Annotated in this window: 17 protein-coding genes and 1 other annotated feature; of the genes, 8 read left to right on the top strand and 9 right to left on the bottom strand. The window is 46.4% G+C overall.

The window, feature by feature from the left end; genetic code table 11:
• The first annotated feature begins 246 nt into the window (after nt 1-246).
• Together WCK19_RS09630 and WCK19_RS09625 are read left to right on the top strand one after the other, a co-directional pair.
• Entirely contained in the window at nt 247-636 is a 390-nt protein-coding gene (locus WCK19_RS09630) for a hypothetical protein (protein ID WP_342397158.1), read from the top strand.
• Nucleotides 637-830: 194 nt separating this feature from the next.
• Nucleotides 831-1,133: a thiamine-binding protein gene (locus WCK19_RS09625; protein ID WP_342397157.1), complete on the top strand. Its 303-nt coding sequence runs from the start codon at nt 831-833 to the stop codon at nt 1,131-1,133.
• A 428-nt stretch (nt 1,134-1,561) separates the two neighbouring features.
• Here WCK19_RS09625 and WCK19_RS09620 read toward each other — a convergent pair whose 3' ends face one another.
• Entirely contained in the window at nt 1,562-4,231 is a 2,670-nt protein-coding gene (locus WCK19_RS09620) for a valine--tRNA ligase (RefSeq protein WP_342397156.1), read from the bottom strand.
• Between the two features lie 65 nt (nt 4,232-4,296).
• Nucleotides 4,297-4,531: a binding site (T-box leader), on the bottom strand.
• A gap of 367 nt (nt 4,532-4,898) precedes the next feature.
• Here WCK19_RS09620 and pyrF point away from each other — a divergent pair.
• From pyrF to WCK19_RS09590, 6 genes are all read left to right on the top strand, one after another.
• On the top strand, nt 4,899-5,786 hold the full coding sequence (gene pyrF, locus WCK19_RS09615; protein WP_342397155.1) for an orotidine-5'-phosphate decarboxylase: 888 nt from the start codon (nt 4,899-4,901) through the stop codon (nt 5,784-5,786).
• A complete protein-coding gene (locus WCK19_RS09610) occupies nt 5,786-6,439 on the top strand; it encodes a hypothetical protein (protein ID WP_342397154.1) in 654 nt (217 codons plus the stop codon). Before pyrF ends, WCK19_RS09610 begins: the two co-directional genes overlap by 1 nt.
• A 5-nt stretch (nt 6,440-6,444) precedes the next feature.
• The gene (locus tag WCK19_RS09605) at nt 6,445-7,533 is read left to right on the top strand and encodes a dihydroorotase family protein (protein ID WP_342397153.1); all 1,089 of its coding nucleotides are present in this window, start codon (nt 6,445-6,447) and stop codon (nt 7,531-7,533) included.
• A 96-nt stretch (nt 7,534-7,629) separates the two neighbouring features.
• Complete coding sequence (gene pyrB / locus WCK19_RS09600; RefSeq protein ID WP_342397152.1) at nt 7,630-8,643, top strand: aspartate carbamoyltransferase; 1,014 nt, start codon at nt 7,630-7,632, stop codon at nt 8,641-8,643.
• A gap of 55 nt (nt 8,644-8,698) precedes the next feature.
• A complete protein-coding gene (locus WCK19_RS09595; RefSeq protein ID WP_342397151.1) occupies nt 8,699-9,223 on the top strand; it encodes a hypothetical protein in 525 nt (174 codons plus the stop codon).
• A 39-nt stretch (nt 9,224-9,262) separates the two neighbouring features.
• Nucleotides 9,263-10,390, top strand: a complete 1,128-nt coding sequence (locus tag WCK19_RS09590; RefSeq protein ID WP_342397150.1) for a hypothetical protein — start codon at nt 9,263-9,265, stop codon at nt 10,388-10,390.
• On the opposite strand, the gene ispE is transcribed toward WCK19_RS09590, so the two are convergent.
• The 8 genes from ispE to WCK19_RS09550 form a co-directional block, all read right to left on the bottom strand.
• The gene (ispE, locus tag WCK19_RS09585; protein WP_342397149.1) at nt 10,354-11,307 is read right to left on the bottom strand and encodes a 4-(cytidine 5'-diphospho)-2-C-methyl-D-erythritol kinase; all 954 of its coding nucleotides are present in this window, start codon (nt 11,305-11,307) and stop codon (nt 10,354-10,356) included. The two genes, WCK19_RS09590 and ispE, sit on opposite strands and share 37 nt — an antisense overlap.
• Nucleotides 11,304-11,546: a hypothetical protein gene (locus tag WCK19_RS09580; RefSeq protein ID WP_342397148.1), complete on the bottom strand. Its 243-nt coding sequence runs from the start codon at nt 11,544-11,546 to the stop codon at nt 11,304-11,306. The genes ispE and WCK19_RS09580 overlap by 4 nt, the downstream gene beginning before the upstream one ends.
• Before the next feature lie 52 nt (nt 11,547-11,598).
• Nucleotides 11,599-12,165, bottom strand: coding sequence for an FHA domain-containing protein (locus tag WCK19_RS09575; RefSeq protein ID WP_342397147.1), 567 nt, complete (start codon nt 12,163-12,165; stop codon nt 11,599-11,601).
• A 35-nt stretch (nt 12,166-12,200) separates the two neighbouring features.
• Complete coding sequence (locus WCK19_RS09570; protein WP_342397146.1) at nt 12,201-13,541, bottom strand: VWA domain-containing protein; 1,341 nt, start codon at nt 13,539-13,541, stop codon at nt 12,201-12,203.
• Between the two features lie 18 nt (nt 13,542-13,559).
• Nucleotides 13,560-14,612, bottom strand: coding sequence for a protein phosphatase 2C domain-containing protein (locus WCK19_RS09565; protein ID WP_342397145.1), 1,053 nt, complete (start codon nt 14,610-14,612; stop codon nt 13,560-13,562).
• A gap of 18 nt (nt 14,613-14,630) precedes the next feature.
• On the bottom strand, nt 14,631-16,760 hold the full coding sequence (locus tag WCK19_RS09560; RefSeq protein WP_342397144.1) for a serine/threonine-protein kinase: 2,130 nt from the start codon (nt 16,758-16,760) through the stop codon (nt 14,631-14,633).
• Nucleotides 16,761-16,992: 232 nt separating this feature from the next.
• A complete protein-coding gene (locus tag WCK19_RS09555; RefSeq protein WP_342397143.1) occupies nt 16,993-18,075 on the bottom strand; it encodes a radical SAM protein in 1,083 nt (360 codons plus the stop codon).
• 200 nt (nt 18,076-18,275) lie between these two features.
• On the bottom strand, nt 18,276-18,836 hold the full coding sequence (locus WCK19_RS09550) for a PadR family transcriptional regulator (RefSeq protein WP_342397142.1): 561 nt from the start codon (nt 18,834-18,836) through the stop codon (nt 18,276-18,278).
• Nucleotides 18,837-18,925: the final 89 nt, after the last annotated feature.

Below are 18,925 nucleotides of genomic sequence, written 5' to 3'. Positions count from 1 at the left end.
ATTAATGGCTCCACCTCTTATATTGTTATTTTACAACATTAATTAAAATTATATCACGGGATATGGTTTTTCTTGTGATCTATTTAACAATGTGTCACAAATACCAGAAAACGGGTACAATTTATTTCGCAAGAAGAGTTCAAATCACTGCCCGGTGGTAGCCCGAATAGAACCCTCACTTGTACGGGTTGCTAGGGGTAATATTACAAGCTGTTTTTTCCCTTTCATAATCAAAGAAAGCTGGATATGCCTCGTAGAAATTCTAAAGAATACCAAAGAGAAGGTACGCCTCGCTCTCGCATGCGTTACAAGGCGTGGCAGCAAACCCATCTTACGATGTGGTTCAACGAACGCCTTGAAGTTCTCAGGAAAGAGGCAATAGAGGCTCTTTGTGCGGCACATTCTATAAAAGAGGGGGTGCTTCCCGCTGAATTTGCGGAAGAATTGGAGTCCCTCGAACAAAAAGCGGGCGCAACCGCTGGTCTGGAAGTTGAGATTTTTCAGTCAAGCGTATATGGTTGCTCCGCTTGTGCAAGCTATGCGGCTGCATCTGCTTGGGAGAACGAACCGACACGCTGCGAAGAAATCGCGCAACGTATTTTAGCCGAACTAGGCGAGTATCCTGCTGAGAAGTAGCGGTCTTTTGAGTAAATAAAAAAGATTTAAACAGGGGAAAGATTAAATTCGGCAATAGTAATTTATCATGAAAGAATGAACCGCTTTGCCAACTACAAGAGCGTAAGAATTGATAGGTTTCAGTTTGTCGATTCATTTGGCGATAGCAACGTTTTGCTTTCCCATATAAATATAAACAAGAAGGAGGCAACAAAGTGGTTATTGCTGATTTACAAGTATTACCGAATCCACTAACGAATGACCCATCTGCGCCTTATGCTTTTGTGGACAAAGCTATTGCGGTGATAGAGCAATCAGGACTCAAATATCAGGTAGGTCCGTTGGGAACGTGGGTACAGGGAGAGCTTGAAGCAGTGCTGGCATTAGTTCCGGCAATGACAAAAGCTATGCGTCTCGCCGGAGCAAGCAAAGTGATTACAATAATCAAAATCGCCGACAGCGGAGAGGAAAGCGAAAACCCACTGGCATACATGGACAAATGGCTTGGTAAAGACTAATCGCCCATGATTTGCTGCCATCATTGCCCAGTTAAGGGAGTGCCTAGTAATGCAGAGGTAGCACGCTATAATAGATTTTTGCTATTGTTAAGCAGCCTCAGATGTTTGGCAAAATTAAAATTCACCTCTTCCAAGATAGGCACTCCCCAGTTAATAACCTGTTGACAAACTCTGGAAATGGTGTTAATATAATTTCGTCGGGAGGAGGGCAGTCAGCAAACTCAAGGTTTCTGAATGCTCTTCTTTTTTTCATACGATTTTACTTGCAATTAATCAACCCCCTGCACCCATAATTAGAATCAAGCCAAATAATGATGGTTGTTTGCTATATATGGGAGTCCTTTAATGCCAAAATAGCTCTGAAAATTGTAAAAGTCAGAAACTTCCCCCTTTTTGTTTTTGAAAGGGGGGAAGCATTTTCAACGCCATTATAGCAGAGAATTTAAACGTTCCTGTAATTTAATGGCTCGTTCCTGCGCGGCGGCAAGTTTTTCGCGTTCTTTCTCGACAACCGGCGCGGGGGCGCGATCCACAAAGTTAGAATTTGAAAGCATTGCAAGGCTTTTCTCTGTTTCGCGCCGAGCATCTTCGATTTCTTTGGAGAGACGCGACCGTTCCTGTTCAAGGTCAAGCAACCCGCTCAGTGGCAAGTACACAGTTGCTGCAACGGTGACAAGCGCCATTGCTTGAGAGGGAGCAATAGGTAACTGGTCAACGATTTGCAGGTTGGCGGCATCTATTCCGGCAAGGCGAACAAGCGTGTCTTTTTCAGACTCGAATAGCGCCAGTTCTTCGGGTTTTGTCAACACGATGGCTGGTACACGTTTGCTCTCAACCTTTGCTTCCACCTTAGCATTCCGCACCGCTCGGATGACTTCTTGCAATTCTTCAAACGAGCGCACCGAGTCAGCGTCTTTTTCAAGTGCTGCCGGCCATTCGGCAATTATCAACGCCTCGCCAAAGTGCGGCAGGTTTTGCCACAATTCTTCGGTAACGAAAGGCATAAAGGGATGTAGCAAACGCAAAGAGCGTTCCAATACGCCAACTAATACCTTTTGCACCGCCAGTTTTTCTTCGGGGTTGCCACTGCTCAGGCGAATTTTGCAACTTTCGATGTACCAATCGCAAAATTCGCTCCACAGGAAGTCATAGATTAATCTGCCAGCCTCACCCAATTGATAGGTTTCCATTAAGCGATTCACATCTTGCGCTAGAAGGCTGTAGCGGCTAATCACCCAGCGATCTGCCAGTGGCATTCCCGGCGTAAGCTGTAAATCTTCATCTTGTACCGGAGGCATTTCCGCCTCTAGGTTCATAGTTATGAAGCGGGTAGCGTTCCAGATTTTATTGGCAAAGTTGCGACTGTCCACAATTCTGCTAAAGGAAAGCTTGGTATCCACCCCCGGTGTGCTGCTGGTAAGTAGGGTAAAGCGCAGCGCATCCGAGCCGTATTTATCAATAGTTTCGAGCGGGTCAATGGTATTGCCTTTGCTTTTGCTCATCTTCTCGCCTTTTTCATCGCGCACCAAGCCATGCAAATAGACGGTATGGAAAGGCGGTTCGCCCATTGCATAGATTCCCAACATTATCATACGCGCCACCCAGAAGAAGATAATGTCGTAGCCGGTTTCCATAACTGCGCCGGGATAAAAATAGGCTAAATCTTCGGTCTGGTCGGGCCAACCTAGCGTACTAAATGTCCACAACCCACTGCTGAACCAAGTATCCAGCACATCGGCATCTTGGGTAACTTTATCGCTGCTACAATGCTCACAAGCCTTTAAAGAATCGTTAGCAGTACAGGTTTGTTTGCCGCAATTTCCGCAGTACCAAACCGGGATTCGATGCCCCCAGAAAAGTTGGCGCGAGATATTCCAGTCGTGGATATTTTCAAGCCATTGGGTATAAACTTTGGTGAAACGCTCCGGCACAAATTTCACACGCCCATCCAACGCCGCCTGTAAGGCTGGTTCGGAAAGCGGTTGAATTTTAAGCCACCATTGCATCCGCACTAGCGGCTCAATCGGCACGTCCGCTTTTTCGCTGTAAGGCACAGAGTGGCGATAGGGTTCGGTTTTCACCAGATAGCCCTGTTCTTCAAGGTTTTTTACCACTTGCTTGCGTGCCGCAAAACGCTCTAACCCTTGATATTGTCCGCCATTCTCATTGATTGTAGCGTCCAGATTCATTATGGTGATGACCGGCAGATTATGACGCTGCCCGATTTCAAAGTCGAGCGGGTCATGACCGGGCGTAACTTTCACTGCACCTGTGCCGAACTCCTTATCCACACCCTCATCTGCGACAATCGGGATTTCGCGGTTCATGAGCGGTAGCATTAGCATTTTGCCATGCAGGTCTTTGTAACGTTCGTCTTCGGGATGTACTGCTACCGCTGTATCGCCAAGCATAGTTTCTGGGCGAGTGGTTGCCACAATCACATAACGCTCAGGCGCATCCTTCACCGGATAGCGGATGTGCCACAGAAAGCCTTCTTCCTCAATCATGTTCACTTCAAGGTCGCTGACCACCGTTTGCGAACCGGGACACCAGTTCACGATGCGCTCAGCCTGATAGATTAAGCCTTCGTCATACATTTTCTTGAAAATGGTACGCACCGCACGTTGAGGACCTTCATCCATCGTAAAGCATTTGCGAGTCCAATCGCAACTTGCTCCTAACACACGCAATTGGTTGACAATCACATCGCGATATTCATCCATCCATTGCCACATACGTTTCAGGAAAGCTTCTCTACCGATTTCATTTTTGCTCTTTTTAAATTCCTTCCGCACCTGTTTTTCTAACACCGTTTCGGCGCTGATTCCGGCGTGGTCGCTACCGGGCAGCCACAGCACAGAATCGCCGTTCATGCGTCGCCACCGCACTAGCGCATCTTCCACACCCACAAACATAGCGTGTCCCTGATGTAATGCGCCTGTCACGTTGGGAGGTGGCATGATTATTACGTAGGGGTTGCGATTTGCATCAATTTTAGGAGTAAACCAGCCGTTTTCTTCCCAGAATTTATAAAGCCGCTCTTCGGTAGTTTTAGGGTCATAGGCTTTTGGCATTTCTTTTTTGTTAGTATCCGTCATTGTAATTTCCTCTCATCTCTATGTAATCACAAAAAGCCTATAAAATAAAAATTCCCTTTCGTCTCCGTAAGGACGAAAGGGCAAAAGCCTTGCGTGGTACCACCCTACCTTCAGCAAGCCGAAAAGGCTGCTCTCAGCGCAGATATAACGGTCCTTACCCGCTACCCCCTACTTAGAAAATTTCAAGGGCAGAACTCCCAGGCTACGTTTGGTTCTCCTATTGCCTGTAAGGGCTTTCAGCCTCTGACCCTCACTCTCTAAAGGTAGTTAGAACTTACTCTTCCTGTTCCCAGTTTATAATATATACAGCTAACCGAATAAAATTGTATCAATAAATGCTATAAATGTCAAGCAAGTTAAAAGTTTGCACAGGGCTTTTCAGAGAATAATATTTTTGACATTCAAGAAATCCATCCGGGCTAAGACAGCATTGTTAATAGCACAGCCAGTACAATAGGTACTTACCCTCTTCTGGTCAAACAGGGAGCTTCTTTTAAGGTCACATTGAAAAGCCCTAACAAGGTGAGAAGTGCCTAGTAATGCAGTAGATAAAAATTAGTATGCGACATATCACGCTTAGAGCTTTCCGAATCGAAAATCATGTTGTATAATAATCAAAACTTTGACTAGGGCGAGTGATTTATAATTGTGAAAATAAGAGGAATCGGTGATACAACCGCGCGAGCTTAGTAGCGATACAAGTCCATCCGCGCGCCACTTCGGGAGAATGCTCGAAAGGCGCTGGCGAGATGGCTTTTTTCTATGTGTGGGTCTTGACCCCGAATACTCCCAAATGCCCGCTTTTCTCAAGCAAGGTACAGAAGAGGAAGCGATTGAGGAAAGCTATTATGCTTTCTGCCGCGCTATTGTAGAGGCTACTGCCGAATCGGTGTGCGCTTTCAAGCCTAATTTGGCTTTCTTTGAACAGATAGGTCCGCCCGGATTAAAGGCTTTGAAGCGGTTGGGCGACTACCTGCGTAGCCGCTTTCCTGAGATTCCATTGATTTTGGATGCCAAAAGAGGCGATATAGCTAGTACCAACAAAGGCTATGTCGCCTCTCTTTTCGATTATTTCGGAGGAGATGCGGTGACGGTGCAGCCCTATCTGGGCGGCGATGCGCTCGCACCATATCTGGAACGCGCCGAAAAGGGCGTGTTCATACTATGCCGAACATCCAACCCCGGTTCTGCCGAGTTGCAGATGTTGTCGGTTGGGGCTGAGGGTACACCACTCTATTTGAAAGTGGCGCAACTTGCCGCCAATGATTGGAATCATAATCGTAATGTGGGGCTGGTGGCGGGTGCAACTTACCCTGCTGAACTGGCGCAAATTCGAGCGATTGCGCCAGATGTGCCTTTGCTGGTGCCGGGAGTGGGGGCGCAGGGGGGCGACCTTGACGCAGTTTTGAAGTACGGGCGCGACTCTCAAGGCTATGGTCTGATAATTAACAGTAGCCGGGGCATTATTTACGCCGGAAAAGATGAAACTTTCGCCGAAGCTGCCAAGCTTGCCGCAGGCAAACTAGCTGAGGACATTAAAGCGAGGATAGACTAATGCACGATTACCCAATTGACCTGTCGGTGGCTGAAATTACGTCCGCTGAATATAATCGTTTGGCAGACCTATATTTTGAAATCGGGGCGGTCAAGTTTGGCGCTTTCAAGCTGAAACAGCATGAAACCGACCCAACCGCGCCTCTTTCGCCAATTTACCTGAACCTGCGGATTTTACGCAGCTACCCTAGCGTAATGTCCTACACTTGCGCTTTGTTGGATAAGATTTGTTGCCGCCTGAATTTCGACTTATACGCCGATATTCCCACTGCCGTAACGCCGTTGGTGGCGGTGCTGGCTTATACCACCTCGCGCCCGATGATTTCGCCTCGCAAGGATACCAAAGGCTATGGGCTTGGTGTAGAGATTGACGGTGATTTCAAGGCGGGGCAAACCGCGCTCTTGATTGATGATGTTGTTTCGTTGGCTTACAGCAAGTTTGAGGCGATTGAGAAATTGGAGCATGCCGGGTTGATAGTACACGACCTTTTGATGGTGGTTGACCGCCAGCAGGGCGGCGTACAGGCGTTGGAAGAAAAAGGCTACCGTACTCATACTGTAATCAATTTGTCGCAGTTGCTGGAGCGTTATTTGGAAACTGGCAAAATTGACCGAGCGCGTTACGATGAGGTGCGCCGTTACGTGGGGTTGTAAAACGCATGCTAAAATTGCCATCCTTTGCTGACCCGCACGTTCATTTGCGTGAACCGGGCAGCACCGATAAGGAAGATTTCTATACCGGCACCTGTGCCGCGTTGGCGGGCGGCTATACTGCCCTGCTAGACATGCCCAATAACCTCGTTCCCACCACCACTGAGGCGGCGTTAGAGGAGAAAATAGGGCTGGCAAGGGCGAAAATCGTGTGTGATGTGGGCTTTAATTTCGGGGCAACTCCCGAAAATGGGTCTGAGTATCCTCGAATCGTCCAGCGAGTGGCGGGGCTGAAAGCGTATTTTGGACACACACATGGAAATATTATTTTTGAGGGATTGCCGGCTATGCTGGCTATTTTTTTAAACTGGTATCCGGCAGAGCGTTACCCTCATAAGCCGATTATGATACATGCTGAGGGCGCGACTGTGGCGGCGGTTATTGGGCTGGCGACGCTTTATAACCGGCGTATCCATATTTGCCACCTTAGCAAAAAGCCGGAATTGGAAGTAATCCGGGCGGCTAAAGAAAAGGGCATTGCCATTACCTGTGAGGTTGCGCCCCACCACCTGTTTTTGACGGAGCATGCGGCTGCGCCCGATAAGCTCGGCGCTTATGCCCGGATGAGTCCGGCTTTGCAAACGGAAGAAGATGTACGCGCCTTGTGGCAAGGTCTGGCGGATGGCTCAATTGATATGCTCGCTACCGACCATGCGCCTCACACTCGCGCCGAAAAAAATAGCAGCAAACCGCCCTTTGGCGTGCCGGGTTTGGAAACCACCTTCGGGCTGATGTACCGCGAGGTGGCGGAAGGACGCGCCGGATTTGACCTTGCCCGCTTGGTGGAATTGTTGGCAATTGCGCCGCGCCGCGTTTTCGGACTGCCAGAAGGCGAGGGCGAGGTGGAAATTGATGAGACTGATAAATACGAATTTTCGAATGAGGGACTATATACAAAGTGTGGCTGGACTCCTTTCGTTGGTATGAAAGGACAGGGGCGCGTGCGGCGGGTTTGGCTGCGTGGGCAACTGGTCTTTGAGGATGGGAAGGTGCTGGCTGCGCCGGGGAGCGCAAATGTATTAAGTTTTGAGGGGTGAGTTTCCTGACAGATGCGGGGGATGTTCGCCCGAATGCAATTTCCGGCTTTCTGCTTAGGGGAATTGCATAACTCATCATAAAATTAAGGGGGTAGTATGCTAACATACGAGGAACGAAGCAAGCTATTTACTGTAGCAGAACCTATAAACGGTGTTTTAACCGGAAAAGCGGTGCTTTCAGTTGAGCAATTCAGTCGCACCGACCTTGACCGTTTTTTTGAAGAAGCCGACTGGATGAAGCGTATTAAAGAGCAGAACGGCTCAACCGATATTTTGCGCGGCAAAATCTTGGTCAATTTGTTTTATGAAGCCAGCACCCGCACTGACTCTAGTTTTAGCATTGCTATGAAGCGTTTGGGGGGTGAGGTTCACAACATCGTAGGGGTGCAGTTCAGCTCGGTTTCAAAGGGCGAGACTCTTTCCGATACCGTGCGGGTGCTGTCCGGGTATGCCGACCTTATTGTGTTGCGCCACCACCAGAAAGGCGCAGCCGCAGAGGCAGCCTTAGCAATTTATAAAGAGCGCACTAAGCAAGGCTTACCTAATATTCCATTGATAAACGCGGGTGATGGTGTGGGTGAGCATCCTTCTCAGGCGTTGCTGGATACCTACACTATCAACCAGAAATGTGGCGGTCTTGACGACCTGACGGTGGGTTTGGTGGGAGACCTGAAACATGGGCGCACCGTCCATTCGTTGGCAAAGCTGTTAAGCCTATACCGCAATGTCAAGCTTATATTTGTATCACCTGAATCTTTGAATATGCCAGAAGAACTGGTAGAGGAACTGAAGGCGAAGGGCGTTCAGATGAGTGTCGCTAAAGACATCAATGAGGTGGCTAATCAGGCAGACGTGTGGTACATTACTCGCGTACAGAAGGAACGCTTCGAGAGCGAGGAAGCCTATCAGGCGGTGAGCGGCTCTTACCGTGTCACGCTGGATACGGTGGCAAGTATGAAGCCCACTGCCATAATCATGCACCCGTTGCCGCGTGTCGGCGAAATTGACGAAGCGGTGGATGAATTGCCGCAAGCAGTTTATTTCGAGCAAGCTTCCAACGGCATGTATGTGCGTATGGCGTTGTTGTCCGGCGTACTGGGCAAGTGGTAAAGTAAAACGCGACGGGGGCAAGTAGCTAACTTGTCCCTTGTTCTCAAGGTTGGCTATGACACAGAAAATTTACGAGCCGCATCATCCTACTCGGAACAGCGGCTTTGTTATAATTGCAGTTTTTTCTCTGTTTATATTACTTTCTGTAGCATTTTTGGTACTCAGTACCATGAATCCGGGGTGGTCGGTTTGGCTTATTGTAGAACTGGTGATGGTGGCATTGTGGCTACTAATCCTGAAACTGCTTGCCAACGCCTTGAAAAATGAACCGCGCCGGGTTATTCTGGATGAAGCTAAACTGTGGGTTGAAACTGAAGATGGTAAGCGCGAACTGGAAATCCCTTTTGACAAAATTACGGCAGTCAATGAAGGGAAAGCTTTTATCGTGAATACAGACGACCCACAGCTTGAGAAATTCAAGACGTGGTATCGTGGGCTGGTAATTGATTGGCGCGAAGGCGAGACGGAAGTGCGTAGCGTGCTGGACGAGCGCAACACTCGCGAGTTCGATGAACTTATGGACGAGGTGTTTGCCCGTTCGCCCGAAGGTACTCAAGGTGAACGCTTTTACGAAAGATAGTTAGAACCTTCATATAAAACTGAAAAAAGAGCAATATAGATGAAAACAAATTCAACCTATAACATCGGTTTGAGCTATGACGAAAATTACGAGCGCGGACCGGAGTTTGCCGGAAAACTGCCCGTTCTGGCAGAAATCAATCGGGGGTTGCCAGCTTATAGCTTTTTCGGCAAAAAGCTCAACTCGCCGTTGGGCGTTCCGGCGGGTCCGTTGCTCAATTCTGCCTATATCAAACTGTACGCTGATTTAGGTTTTGATGTGCTGACCTATAAAACGGTGCGAACGCTGCGTATCCCTGTTCATCCTTTTCCCAACGTGCTGGCGGTAGCCACTTCGCCGGAACAAATGATGCCGCGTGGAGCTAAACCGGAACTGACCTGCCTTCCTGATGATAGCAGCCCGCTTGAACAGCTTAGTATTACCAACTCGTTTGGGATGCCAAGCCGCGACCCGCAAACATGGCAAGAGGATGTGGCGAAAGCTCGCGCTGCTATTCACGAAGGGCAAATGTTGGTGGTGAGCGTGGTTGGCACTGTTAAAGTGGGCGGAACGCTGCAAGAACTGGCGGAAGATTTTGCGCTGGCGGGAGAGTGGGCGAAACAGGCGGGCGCAGAAGCGGTGGAGGCGAATTTCAGTTGTCCGAACGTACAGAGCGGCGAAGGAAGTTTATACCAAAGTCCCGAAGCGGTGGGGCTAATCGCGGCGGCGATGCGGAAAAGGCTCGGAAGTACCCCATTAATCCTGAAGATGGGCTTTTTGGGCGATGACAACCTAACTCGTGAGGTGGTTTCGGCAGCGGTACGCGGTGGCGCAAACGCTTTGGCGGCTATCAATACTATTCCGGCAAATGTGCGTACTTCTGAAGGTGTTCAGGCTCTACCCGGTAATGGTCGCTTGTCCAGCGGAATTTGCGGGGCAGCAATCAAATCGGCAGGGCAGGCAATGGTAAAACGCTTGCTGGAAACCAGACGCGCGTTAGGCATTTCTTCAAGCGACCTTGCACTTATCGGGGTGGGTGGGGTAATGACTGCGCCCGATGCGTTGGAATATTTGGAACTGGGCGTGGATGGGGTGCAGAGCGGAACAGGGGCGATGTGGAATCCTTATCTGGCGCAAGAGTTCAAGCAATTCTATGCGAAGGTGGATTCCACCGTTTCTGCTAGGTAAACCAGATACCCCGCTTGCTCAAGGGTATTCACAATGTTGCGACCCTCTTCTTTGCTGCCAACTAGCGCATAGAGGGTGGGTCCGCTGCCTGAAACACGTACGAACTCTGCTCCGGCATTGACCATTGCGTTACGGTAATAATCTATTTCGGGAAACAGGTCATATACCAACCGTTCAAAACTATTGAATAATAACGATTCGGATAGAGGCTTTTCCGCCCGTATGGATTTTACCAGTTCGCGGGTGATTTGCCCTCCGCTGAAGTCGTTACGCGCCAAGCTACGATAGAGGGTGGCGGTTTTGTTAGCGGGTAAATTTACTTCCGGGTAAAGTAAAACCATCCAATATTTGCCTAACGGCGGTAAAGGGGTTAGTTTCTCGCCGCGCCCTTCCACCAGCGCAGTACCGCCTTTGATAAAGAATGGTACATCGCTGCCTAACCTCGCCGACATCTCCTCCAGTTTTTCCGCGCTAAGCCCTAGATTCCAGAACCAATTTATGGCGAAAAGCGCGGTAGCGGCATCGCTGCTGCCACCGCCCAAACCTGCGGCAACCGGAATAGCTTTTTCGAGATAAAGGCTCACGCCGCGTTTTTCTCCGAATGGCACCAACTCATGCAGCATGTTGGCAGCACGCCACACCAGATTGGTTTCGTCCACCAATTCGGGCAAATTACAATCGAACTCAATGTCGGCTGAGGGCGCAAGGTATAAGGTATCTGCCAGCGAAACGGTTTGCATAACCGAAGCCAAGTCATGAAATCCATCTAGGCGTTTGCTCAGGATTTCAAGGGAAAGATTTAGCTTGGCGTAAGCTGGAAAACTCTGCCTTTCCGGGTTGTCAGGATTTGCAGCAGCAATAGTTGGTGTATTTGCTTCGGCGTTTTCCGAAGCTTCAGTTTTAATAATTTCGCTCATTCTCGCCAAATATTCAAGGTGTCGCGCTTTTCTTCTTCGCTTTCCATTACTTCGATAAAGAAAATCTGGTTCCAAGGAAACATTATAACTTTTGCCCGTTTATCAATAAAGGTGACAGGGCGGTTATCCATTTTGCGTGGGTTGGAGATAGAGACGAAAGAATCTTTGGGGTCAGGGAGCTTATCCATTTCGCCTACAATCGCATCCTGATTTAGTACATGTAAAATTACTATAGCCACAACTACTCTCCGTATTTTTATAGATGCAAGGCATCCGGTTTATTTGAACGGATTATTTAGCATCCGGTTTAAATAACACTTTTAGAATGGCATTGCCCATTCGGATTTCATCGCCATCTTTTAGCATGCTAGGTTGTCCTCGCATCAGTACTTGCCTATTGATAAAGGTGCGGTTTGTACTACCGAGGTCGGTAAGAAAGGGGATACCCTCGCGAAAAGTAATACAAGCGTGCCGCCGCGATACCCCTAATTCTAAAGCATCATCAGGGCTAAGGTCAATATCAGGGGTTTCACCCGAAATTGCATCGCTTCTGCCGATGATAATATTAGAACGGTCGGGGCATTCCATACGCCTTCCGGTATTTAATACCACAAGCTTTAAATCCTTGCGTATCGGACCAGTAGCCACAGTAGGTGGCGTTACTAGAGGCATCTGCTCAGAAACAACGGGCATACTAAAGTTAGAAGGTGGAATATTGGCAGTGGTAAATTTACCTTCGCGGGAAGGGTCGTGACTTGAGTTAGCATCTTCTTCCAGATTGGTTAAGTCAATGCCACAATCGTTACAAAAAAGAGTGCCTTCTATTTGTTTTATTCCACAGTTTGGACAGATAATCATTAATATGACCTTTTTTCTCGCTTTAGCTAGGCTTCCTAATCTTCAAAAAGTCCGGTTAGACCTCTTGTCCCGTATTTTATCCGTTTTTTCCCTTCGGGGGTAGCGGAGCCACGGATTTCCAGATTATTCAATTCTTGCTCTACTTGTGAAGCCAGCAATGATTCACCCATATTTAGAAGCTTGGTACCAACTGCTGCCAACTTTTTTTTCCCGTTTTCAATATCGCCACTGCTCAAATCTTGCCATGCTTTAGCCTGAAGCTTGAAAGTAGTGATTTTTTCCAAAATGCTTTTAACTTCCGGATTAATCGGGGAACTATGTGCAGGGTCCGTTATGGTTATACCTATCGGAAGTTTTAAATGTGCTGTATTTTTTTGAGCTTCAATCGGGGTATATTGTACTGAGAAATCCCCTATATGAAAAACTCCTATCGGACAATTAGGCAATAGTAACTCTATTAACACTTTATATTCGTGTTTGTAGCGCATTACCCCTAATTTGAAATTCGATTCGCCTTTATTATTACCGGGAATAACTTCCATTTCGCTGATATTTGGCACTATTTTATAGGCATTTCTAACTTTTACGCCTTGCACAGCTTGAAATTTCAGGGTGGCATTATTGGTAAGAGTAGCGCGGAACTGCGTGATTTTCTGAAGGAATATTTTGGCAATCTGGTCGGAGTTATTAATAAATTCGGATGAACTGGCGGTCTTTGCAGCCACCGTTTCGAGCAAATCCTCATTCCAGTCTGTTCCAATGCCCATTGGGTGTATGCTAATATTATTACGCGCCGCTTCCATACCTAGATAGACACATTGCTCGGAGTCTCCATAGGTTTGCCCATCGGTAAAAAGCACTAGATGGTTTAATTCGGTAAAATTTGTGGCGCGTTTCATTTCCATAATGCCCAGATTAAGACCTTGCGCCAATTCAGTGCCGCCTTTTGCCTCAATAGAGTCAATCAACATTTTAATGTTTTCGCGGCTATCAACTCGTTGGCTATTTACCACCACCGTAGCTCTATCATTGAAGCTAATCAGGCTGAAAAAGTCTTCGTTGGCAAGTTGGTCAACCACATGTTTAGCGGCTGATTTCAAGGCAAATAGCTTTTCCCCACGCATCGAACTGCTCTGGTCTATTACCAAACAAATATTGAGAGGAATATTTCCGCTATTTGATAAATGCTCAAGGGTGGTGAGCGTGAAAAGCAGGTAAATAACTTTCTCTACTTTAGAAGCAGAGAAAGCCTGCTGTGAGGGCATATAATCAAGCGTGATAGGTTCATACCCCGGATTAACCGTTATTAGACGCTCGATGCTGTCTTCCTTTAATTTATCTTTATTATCGAGCGGAACTAAATTGCGTTCGCTCATAGCATAAGCCTCACCGGGTTACAGTTTGACAACAATAACACTAACGTTATCCTCACCGCCCGCAGAATTAGCAGAATTAATAAGTTCTTGGCATATGGCAGCCGGCTCATCGTATTTATTGAGGATATATGAGATTGACATGTCAGGTAGCATATCCCATAAACCATCAGAACACAATAGCAAGTGGGTATATTCAGAAATCCGAAAGAAATCGGTATCGGCTAACATTTCTAACCGTTGTCCTAATGAACGGTACAGCACGCTACGCTGTGGACTTTCCAACGCTTCCTGAACAGTAAGTGCGCCCGCTTCTACCAAACGCGCTACCAGTGAATGATCTTTAGTTATTTGCTGCAATTGCTGTGTTTCTTTGTTCACGCCGTACAATCGGCTATCACCAATATGCCCTACATAAGCCATTGAACCTAAAATTATAATACAGGTCAGGGTTGTTCCCATGTTATGGTGATTTTCCTGTCCTTGCTCAATTATTAGTTGATTGGCGCTTTCTATCAGGCGTACAAGTATTTCGCCCGGAGTTTCACTGGTTGCACCCGGTCTTAAGCCGGATAAAGCCCGTAAATAAAAGTCATTAACTACACCTTTCGAGGTAGTTCGTATCGCTAAATTACTGGCAACCTCGCCGTTTTCATGCCCGCCCATTCCATCAGCAACCGCAAAAAAGCCGAATAATTGCTCCGGCATATTTTCGCTTGCAGGAATAACACCCATAAAAACGCTCAAACTATCCTCGTTGTTGTCGCGAATCATGCCAACATGAGAAGCAAAAGCTGCCTCAATTTGTTGGCATTTAACCTTTTGAGGAATCAATGAGCTAACGCCGTTAACCGTTACATCAACAGATTTTGTCTCATATTGAGAAAAATCCATTGAGGAAAGTGGTTGTGTAGCCATATCAGGGTCAGGTCTTGTAAGTTCTTCGGTTGACGCTTCTAAGGATGGGTTTTCCTTTTCAGTCGGAACTACCGCGCCAGTTTCTTTACGAGTTTTACTACGGCTGCTTTTTCTTTTTTTCTTTTCGCCAGAACTAGTCATATCTTTATTAAACAAACTCATGTTCTCCAGCAACTATATTGCGATGGCATACAACCGGTTATCGAGAGAACCGATGTAAAGAGTATCATTAGTAATGGCAGGCGAGCATACAATCGCGTTACCAGTTGGATAGAACCATTTGGCATGTCCTTTATCAGCATCCAGCGCATAAATATTGCCGTCTGCCGCCCCGAAAAAAACAAGCCCATTTGCTACTCGCGGAGAGCTTACTATTTGGCTTTCGGTGTTAAAAGCCCATATTTTAGCGCCACGTTTAGCATCATAGCAGTACAGCATACCATCTCCTGAACCAAAATAAATTTTCCCATTGTGAAAAATAGGAGATGAACGGATTGGTTTACTTGTTTTTGCTTTCCACACCAGAAAACCGTTTTGGCTATCAATACAATAAAAATTGCAGTCATCCGAACCGATATATACATACCCGTCTGCAACCGCCGGTGTACTCACAATACTGTTCAAAGTATCGAACTTCCAGTTGATGTTGCCACGAGAAATTTCCAATGAGTAAAGCTTACGGTCTTCACTACCTATATAGATACAGCCATTGGCTATTGTAGGCGAGCTACGAACCCTGCCTAAAGTGCGCTGTTTCCATAGAGCTTTGCCTCCTCGAATGTCAACCCCATAGACATGGTTGTCATCTGAGCCAAAGAACACATAGGCTTGGTAGAGTCGTGGTGAACTGCGAATCGGTCCTTGCGCTTGGAAATCCCACATTTGCTGCCCTTTTTGGATTTCGAGCGCATAGAGCTTGTGATCCTCACTGCCTACAATTAGCAATTGAGTTATACCGGGAATTTCCGCTATGCAGGGGCTACTGCTGATTCCGGCGCCGGTAGGAGTTTTCCATAAAAATGAGCCGTTTTTCGCATCAAGGGCGTAAATGTTGGTGTCATAACAGCCAACAAAAATCGAGTTGCCATATACTAGCGGAGTTGAGCGGATTTCTTCTTCTAACTTGAAATCCCACAGTAATTTGGCTTGAGGCAAATACTCTGGAACAGTAAGAATCCCGTCTTTAGCAGATGCCTGTCCGGGTCGTGCTACAGGAACCATTCTTGTGCCATCAGGTCCGATATTCGGGCGTATTGTCGGATTGGTGCCGGATGTTGGCATAGCGGTGGGTTTGATTTCAGCAATCTGCGGCACATCTAAGTTAAGCGCATGTGTTCCATGGCTAGTAGCTTCTACAAGCCCGTTTATTTTGTACTGAAACCTTAAGAGCGCAGCCTTCATTTCCTCAACATTCTTCCAGCGGTCATTTATAGAAAACTCCAACGCTTTCATTACAATCGCTTCCATCTCAGGCGAGACTTTAGGATTAAGCGTTTTAGGCATGCGCTCATGGAAAGTAAAAGGAATTTCTAGGCGAGGGTCATTATTGGTAAGAAGGTGGTGCATGGTAGCGCCAAGCGCATAAATATCACCGGCAGGTTGCCCTATACCCTTGTATTGTTCGGGAGGTGAATAGCCTTCTGTGCCTATCATAGTCCCTTTTTTGTCATCCAAAAAGACTTTGGCAATACCGAAGTCAATCAACATCAAACGCCCATCACTATTAAGCATCACGTTTGAAGGTTTCATATCGCGGAAAATGATAGGACCGGGCTTTTGATTGTGTAAATAGCTAAGAACTTCGCAAAGCTTTATAGACCATTCTAGCACATCACGTTCGTCTAGCGGAGCTTGGGCAGTTTCGAGGATGGACTCAAGATTTTTACCATCCACATATTCTAGCACTAGAAAGAAGCGGTCATTATCTCCGAAGAAGTCATAAATTTTGGGAATCGAAGCGTGGTTGAGCTTGGCAAGAATATTGGCTTCCATTTCAAAACGCTGCATTTTATCGCGCCTTGCCGCCGGGTCGGTGGACATATCAAACATTTCTTTGATGGCGCATACCCTTACAGTTTGAGTAAACCGCATATCACGAGCGCGGTAAACGGTACTCATACCGCCATACCCAATTACTTGCTCTATTTCGTAGCGACCCTGTAAAACATGCGCACGCGGCATCGTGCTATTTGTGCCTAAACTATTGCGTAACGAATCCAACTGAGATGTCTGGTCGTCTCGCGGCTTAGCATCTTTGCCTAGTTGCCCGGTTCCTATTTTCTTTAATAATTTATTAGGTTGCACTTGTGCTGCTCTCTCTGATTAGCAACGCGGCTGGGGTATCCAAATAGTTTGAAGTGAGCGTTATACCCTCAGTCAATTTCTATGACCTAATTGAAGATATTTAACGTAACTTATGTTTAATCAGGATACTGGTTAGTCTTGGTATTAGCTGTTCTTGATTATAAAAGAGATACTAATTCAATGCAATATATATCGGAAGTACGAGCTTGCATGAAATTATTTGTCTGGTCTTTTAGAGTTTCCAAATGGTGTTATGTACGCTGGTTTCGACCCCACAGTAGGTACAACGGTCTCGCTCTAAGCCGGTAGAGTTAGCTTCTGTTTCGGTACGTGAGATTAACAGCCTATGACATTTATAGCAAAATGTATTGCCTCCGGCTGTATTATCGCTATTTATTGTCACGCCTGAAGTAGCCAACTGGATTTTTTGTTGCTCCACATTATGAAGATATACATACTTCAAACCGTTTTCTTCTGCCAGTGATTTAATATAATACAAGATGGCGGGGTTTCCATCGCCGGCAAGTGACAAATGCCAAGGGGTGGTTTCACCCAATGCCTGCTTGATCCATGCTGCAATAGTTTTCATTTCGGTAGCAGAATCATTTATTCCGGGAACAATCTTAGTATTTATTTCCACATGCACTTTGAATTTATGTTGTGCTTGGCTGGCATTTTCTAGAATTTGCTGGAATTGGGTTTGTCCGCTGAATACCTGAAAAGTTTCTTCGTTAAACGAATTTATTTCCAACAAAATGCCATCAAGGTAATCCCCGATATTGTTCAGCACTTCTGTAGTAAAATAGCCGTTTGTAACAATCGCAGTGAACATGCCGTTAGCTTTAACGAGCCGCATTGCATCGTAAAGAAATTCGTACCACATACTTGGCTCGTTATAAGCAAATACCACCCCTCGGCAGTGTTGCTCGATACTGAACTTAACGATTTTTTCTACGGGTAATACCCTGATATTACCGGCTGGGAAATCATCTGTATGTGCTACCTCGCCCACTTTGGGGTAATTTAACCCGTAACCGCCCACTGAGAAAACTTTTGTGCCGGGGAAAAAATGGTACAAATATTTGCGTTCTACCCGTTCAAGGTCGGCATGGCTAATAATTCCATAGTTCAGGGCGATGAGGTTTCCTGCACGGTTGGTACGTACTTTGCATACGCCGCTTTGCCCTTCTAACAGTTCGCAGCCTATTCCGCAAACTTTGCAACGTACAGCCCCGGAAGAAGTCGCCTCAAATAAAGGCACAGGCTTAATAGCGGTATCGGGTATATTTCCGCCAATCTGATTATTCTCGGTCACAAGCGCCTGCTTTTTAAACTGAATACCAAGAAATAATAAAACCAATTTTATAGCACTATTAAAATTAGTATATCACAGATACTTCTTATTTGTCAGTACAAACCAACAGGGCAGTAGGGAAAATGCGTGTAGCTAAAACTTCTCGCATCTATTTTCAAAAGCATTTTCCCCTGAGATAAGAAGTTCTTGCCTTGATTTTTCTAAAAAAAATCTGGCTTCTCCAATTGCTCAATAACCCATCGGCACCACTCGGCATATTCGCGTTCATAACTAATACCTCGCGCAAGGCTCAGGTATTTCCCAAACAAAGGGCTACTTTTACTGCGTTGTTCCTTTACCAAGTTTTCCTCTCCCCAAATGTATAACTGCTCATATTGAGCTAGTTGCTGACGATGGCGGAGTTCTTCTTGCTTGAATAGTTCAATTGCCTTTCCGGGATCGGCTAACCATATACAATAAGCTTTTAGTATCAATTCATCTCGCACCGGCGTTGATTCAGCCGGAGTAGTTACCCAATTCCGTAAAACCTCTAAGCCTGCTGACGTAATATGATACAGTTTCTTATGAGGTCGGTCTTGTTGCTCGATTACCTCGAAAGTTACGAAACCTTCGCTTTCCAATCGAGTAAGTTCAGGGTATATCTGGCTATGCTTGGCGCTCCAGAAATATCCAACCTGTTGTTTCATTAGTTGCGCCAAGTCATAGCCCGTTCGAGGTTCATATGCCAGCATTCCCAATAAGGCGTAGCCTAAATTTGTCATTTTTTTATACCTATGTATTAATTTACATATGAAAATATTGACATATTATATATTATGTTATAACATACATATGTAAGATAGTATATATT

The organism is Candidatus Chlorohelix sp. (assembly GCF_037138995.1).
In the GTDB taxonomy this organism is placed as follows: domain Bacteria; phylum Chloroflexota; class Chloroflexia; order Chloroheliales; family Chloroheliaceae; genus Chlorohelix.
Note: the sequence above shows the minus strand (reverse complement) of the source record. Positions and strands in the feature narration are given on the sequence as shown.

Excerpts from the sequence above, each read along its gene's own strand:
- WCK19_RS09570 (WP_342397146.1), bottom strand. The coding sequence starts at position 13,541 with ATGAGCGAACGCAATTTAGTTCCGCTCGATAATAAAGATAAATTAAAG.
- WCK19_RS09630 (WP_342397158.1), top strand. The coding sequence starts at position 247 with ATGCCTCGTAGAAATTCTAAAGAATACCAAAGAGAAGGTACGCCTCGC.
- WCK19_RS09590 (WP_342397150.1), top strand. The coding sequence starts at position 9,263 with ATGAAAACAAATTCAACCTATAACATCGGTTTGAGCTATGACGAAAAT.
- pyrB (WP_342397152.1), top strand. The coding sequence starts at position 7,630 with ATGCTAACATACGAGGAACGAAGCAAGCTATTTACTGTAGCAGAACCT.
- ispE (WP_342397149.1), bottom strand. The coding sequence starts at position 11,307 with ATGAGCGAAATTATTAAAACTGAAGCTTCGGAAAACGCCGAAGCAAAT.
- WCK19_RS09605 (WP_342397153.1), top strand. The coding sequence starts at position 6,445 with ATGCTAAAATTGCCATCCTTTGCTGACCCGCACGTTCATTTGCGTGAA.
- WCK19_RS09620 (WP_342397156.1), bottom strand. The coding sequence starts at position 4,231 with ATGACGGATACTAACAAAAAAGAAATGCCAAAAGCCTATGACCCTAAA.
- WCK19_RS09595 (WP_342397151.1), top strand. The coding sequence starts at position 8,699 with ATGACACAGAAAATTTACGAGCCGCATCATCCTACTCGGAACAGCGGC.
- WCK19_RS09610 (WP_342397154.1), top strand. The coding sequence starts at position 5,786 with ATGCACGATTACCCAATTGACCTGTCGGTGGCTGAAATTACGTCCGCT.
- WCK19_RS09550 (WP_342397142.1), bottom strand. The coding sequence starts at position 18,836 with ATGACAAATTTAGGCTACGCCTTATTGGGAATGCTGGCATATGAACCT.
- WCK19_RS09575 (WP_342397147.1), bottom strand. The coding sequence starts at position 12,165 with ATGATTATCTGTCCAAACTGTGGAATAAAACAAATAGAAGGCACTCTT.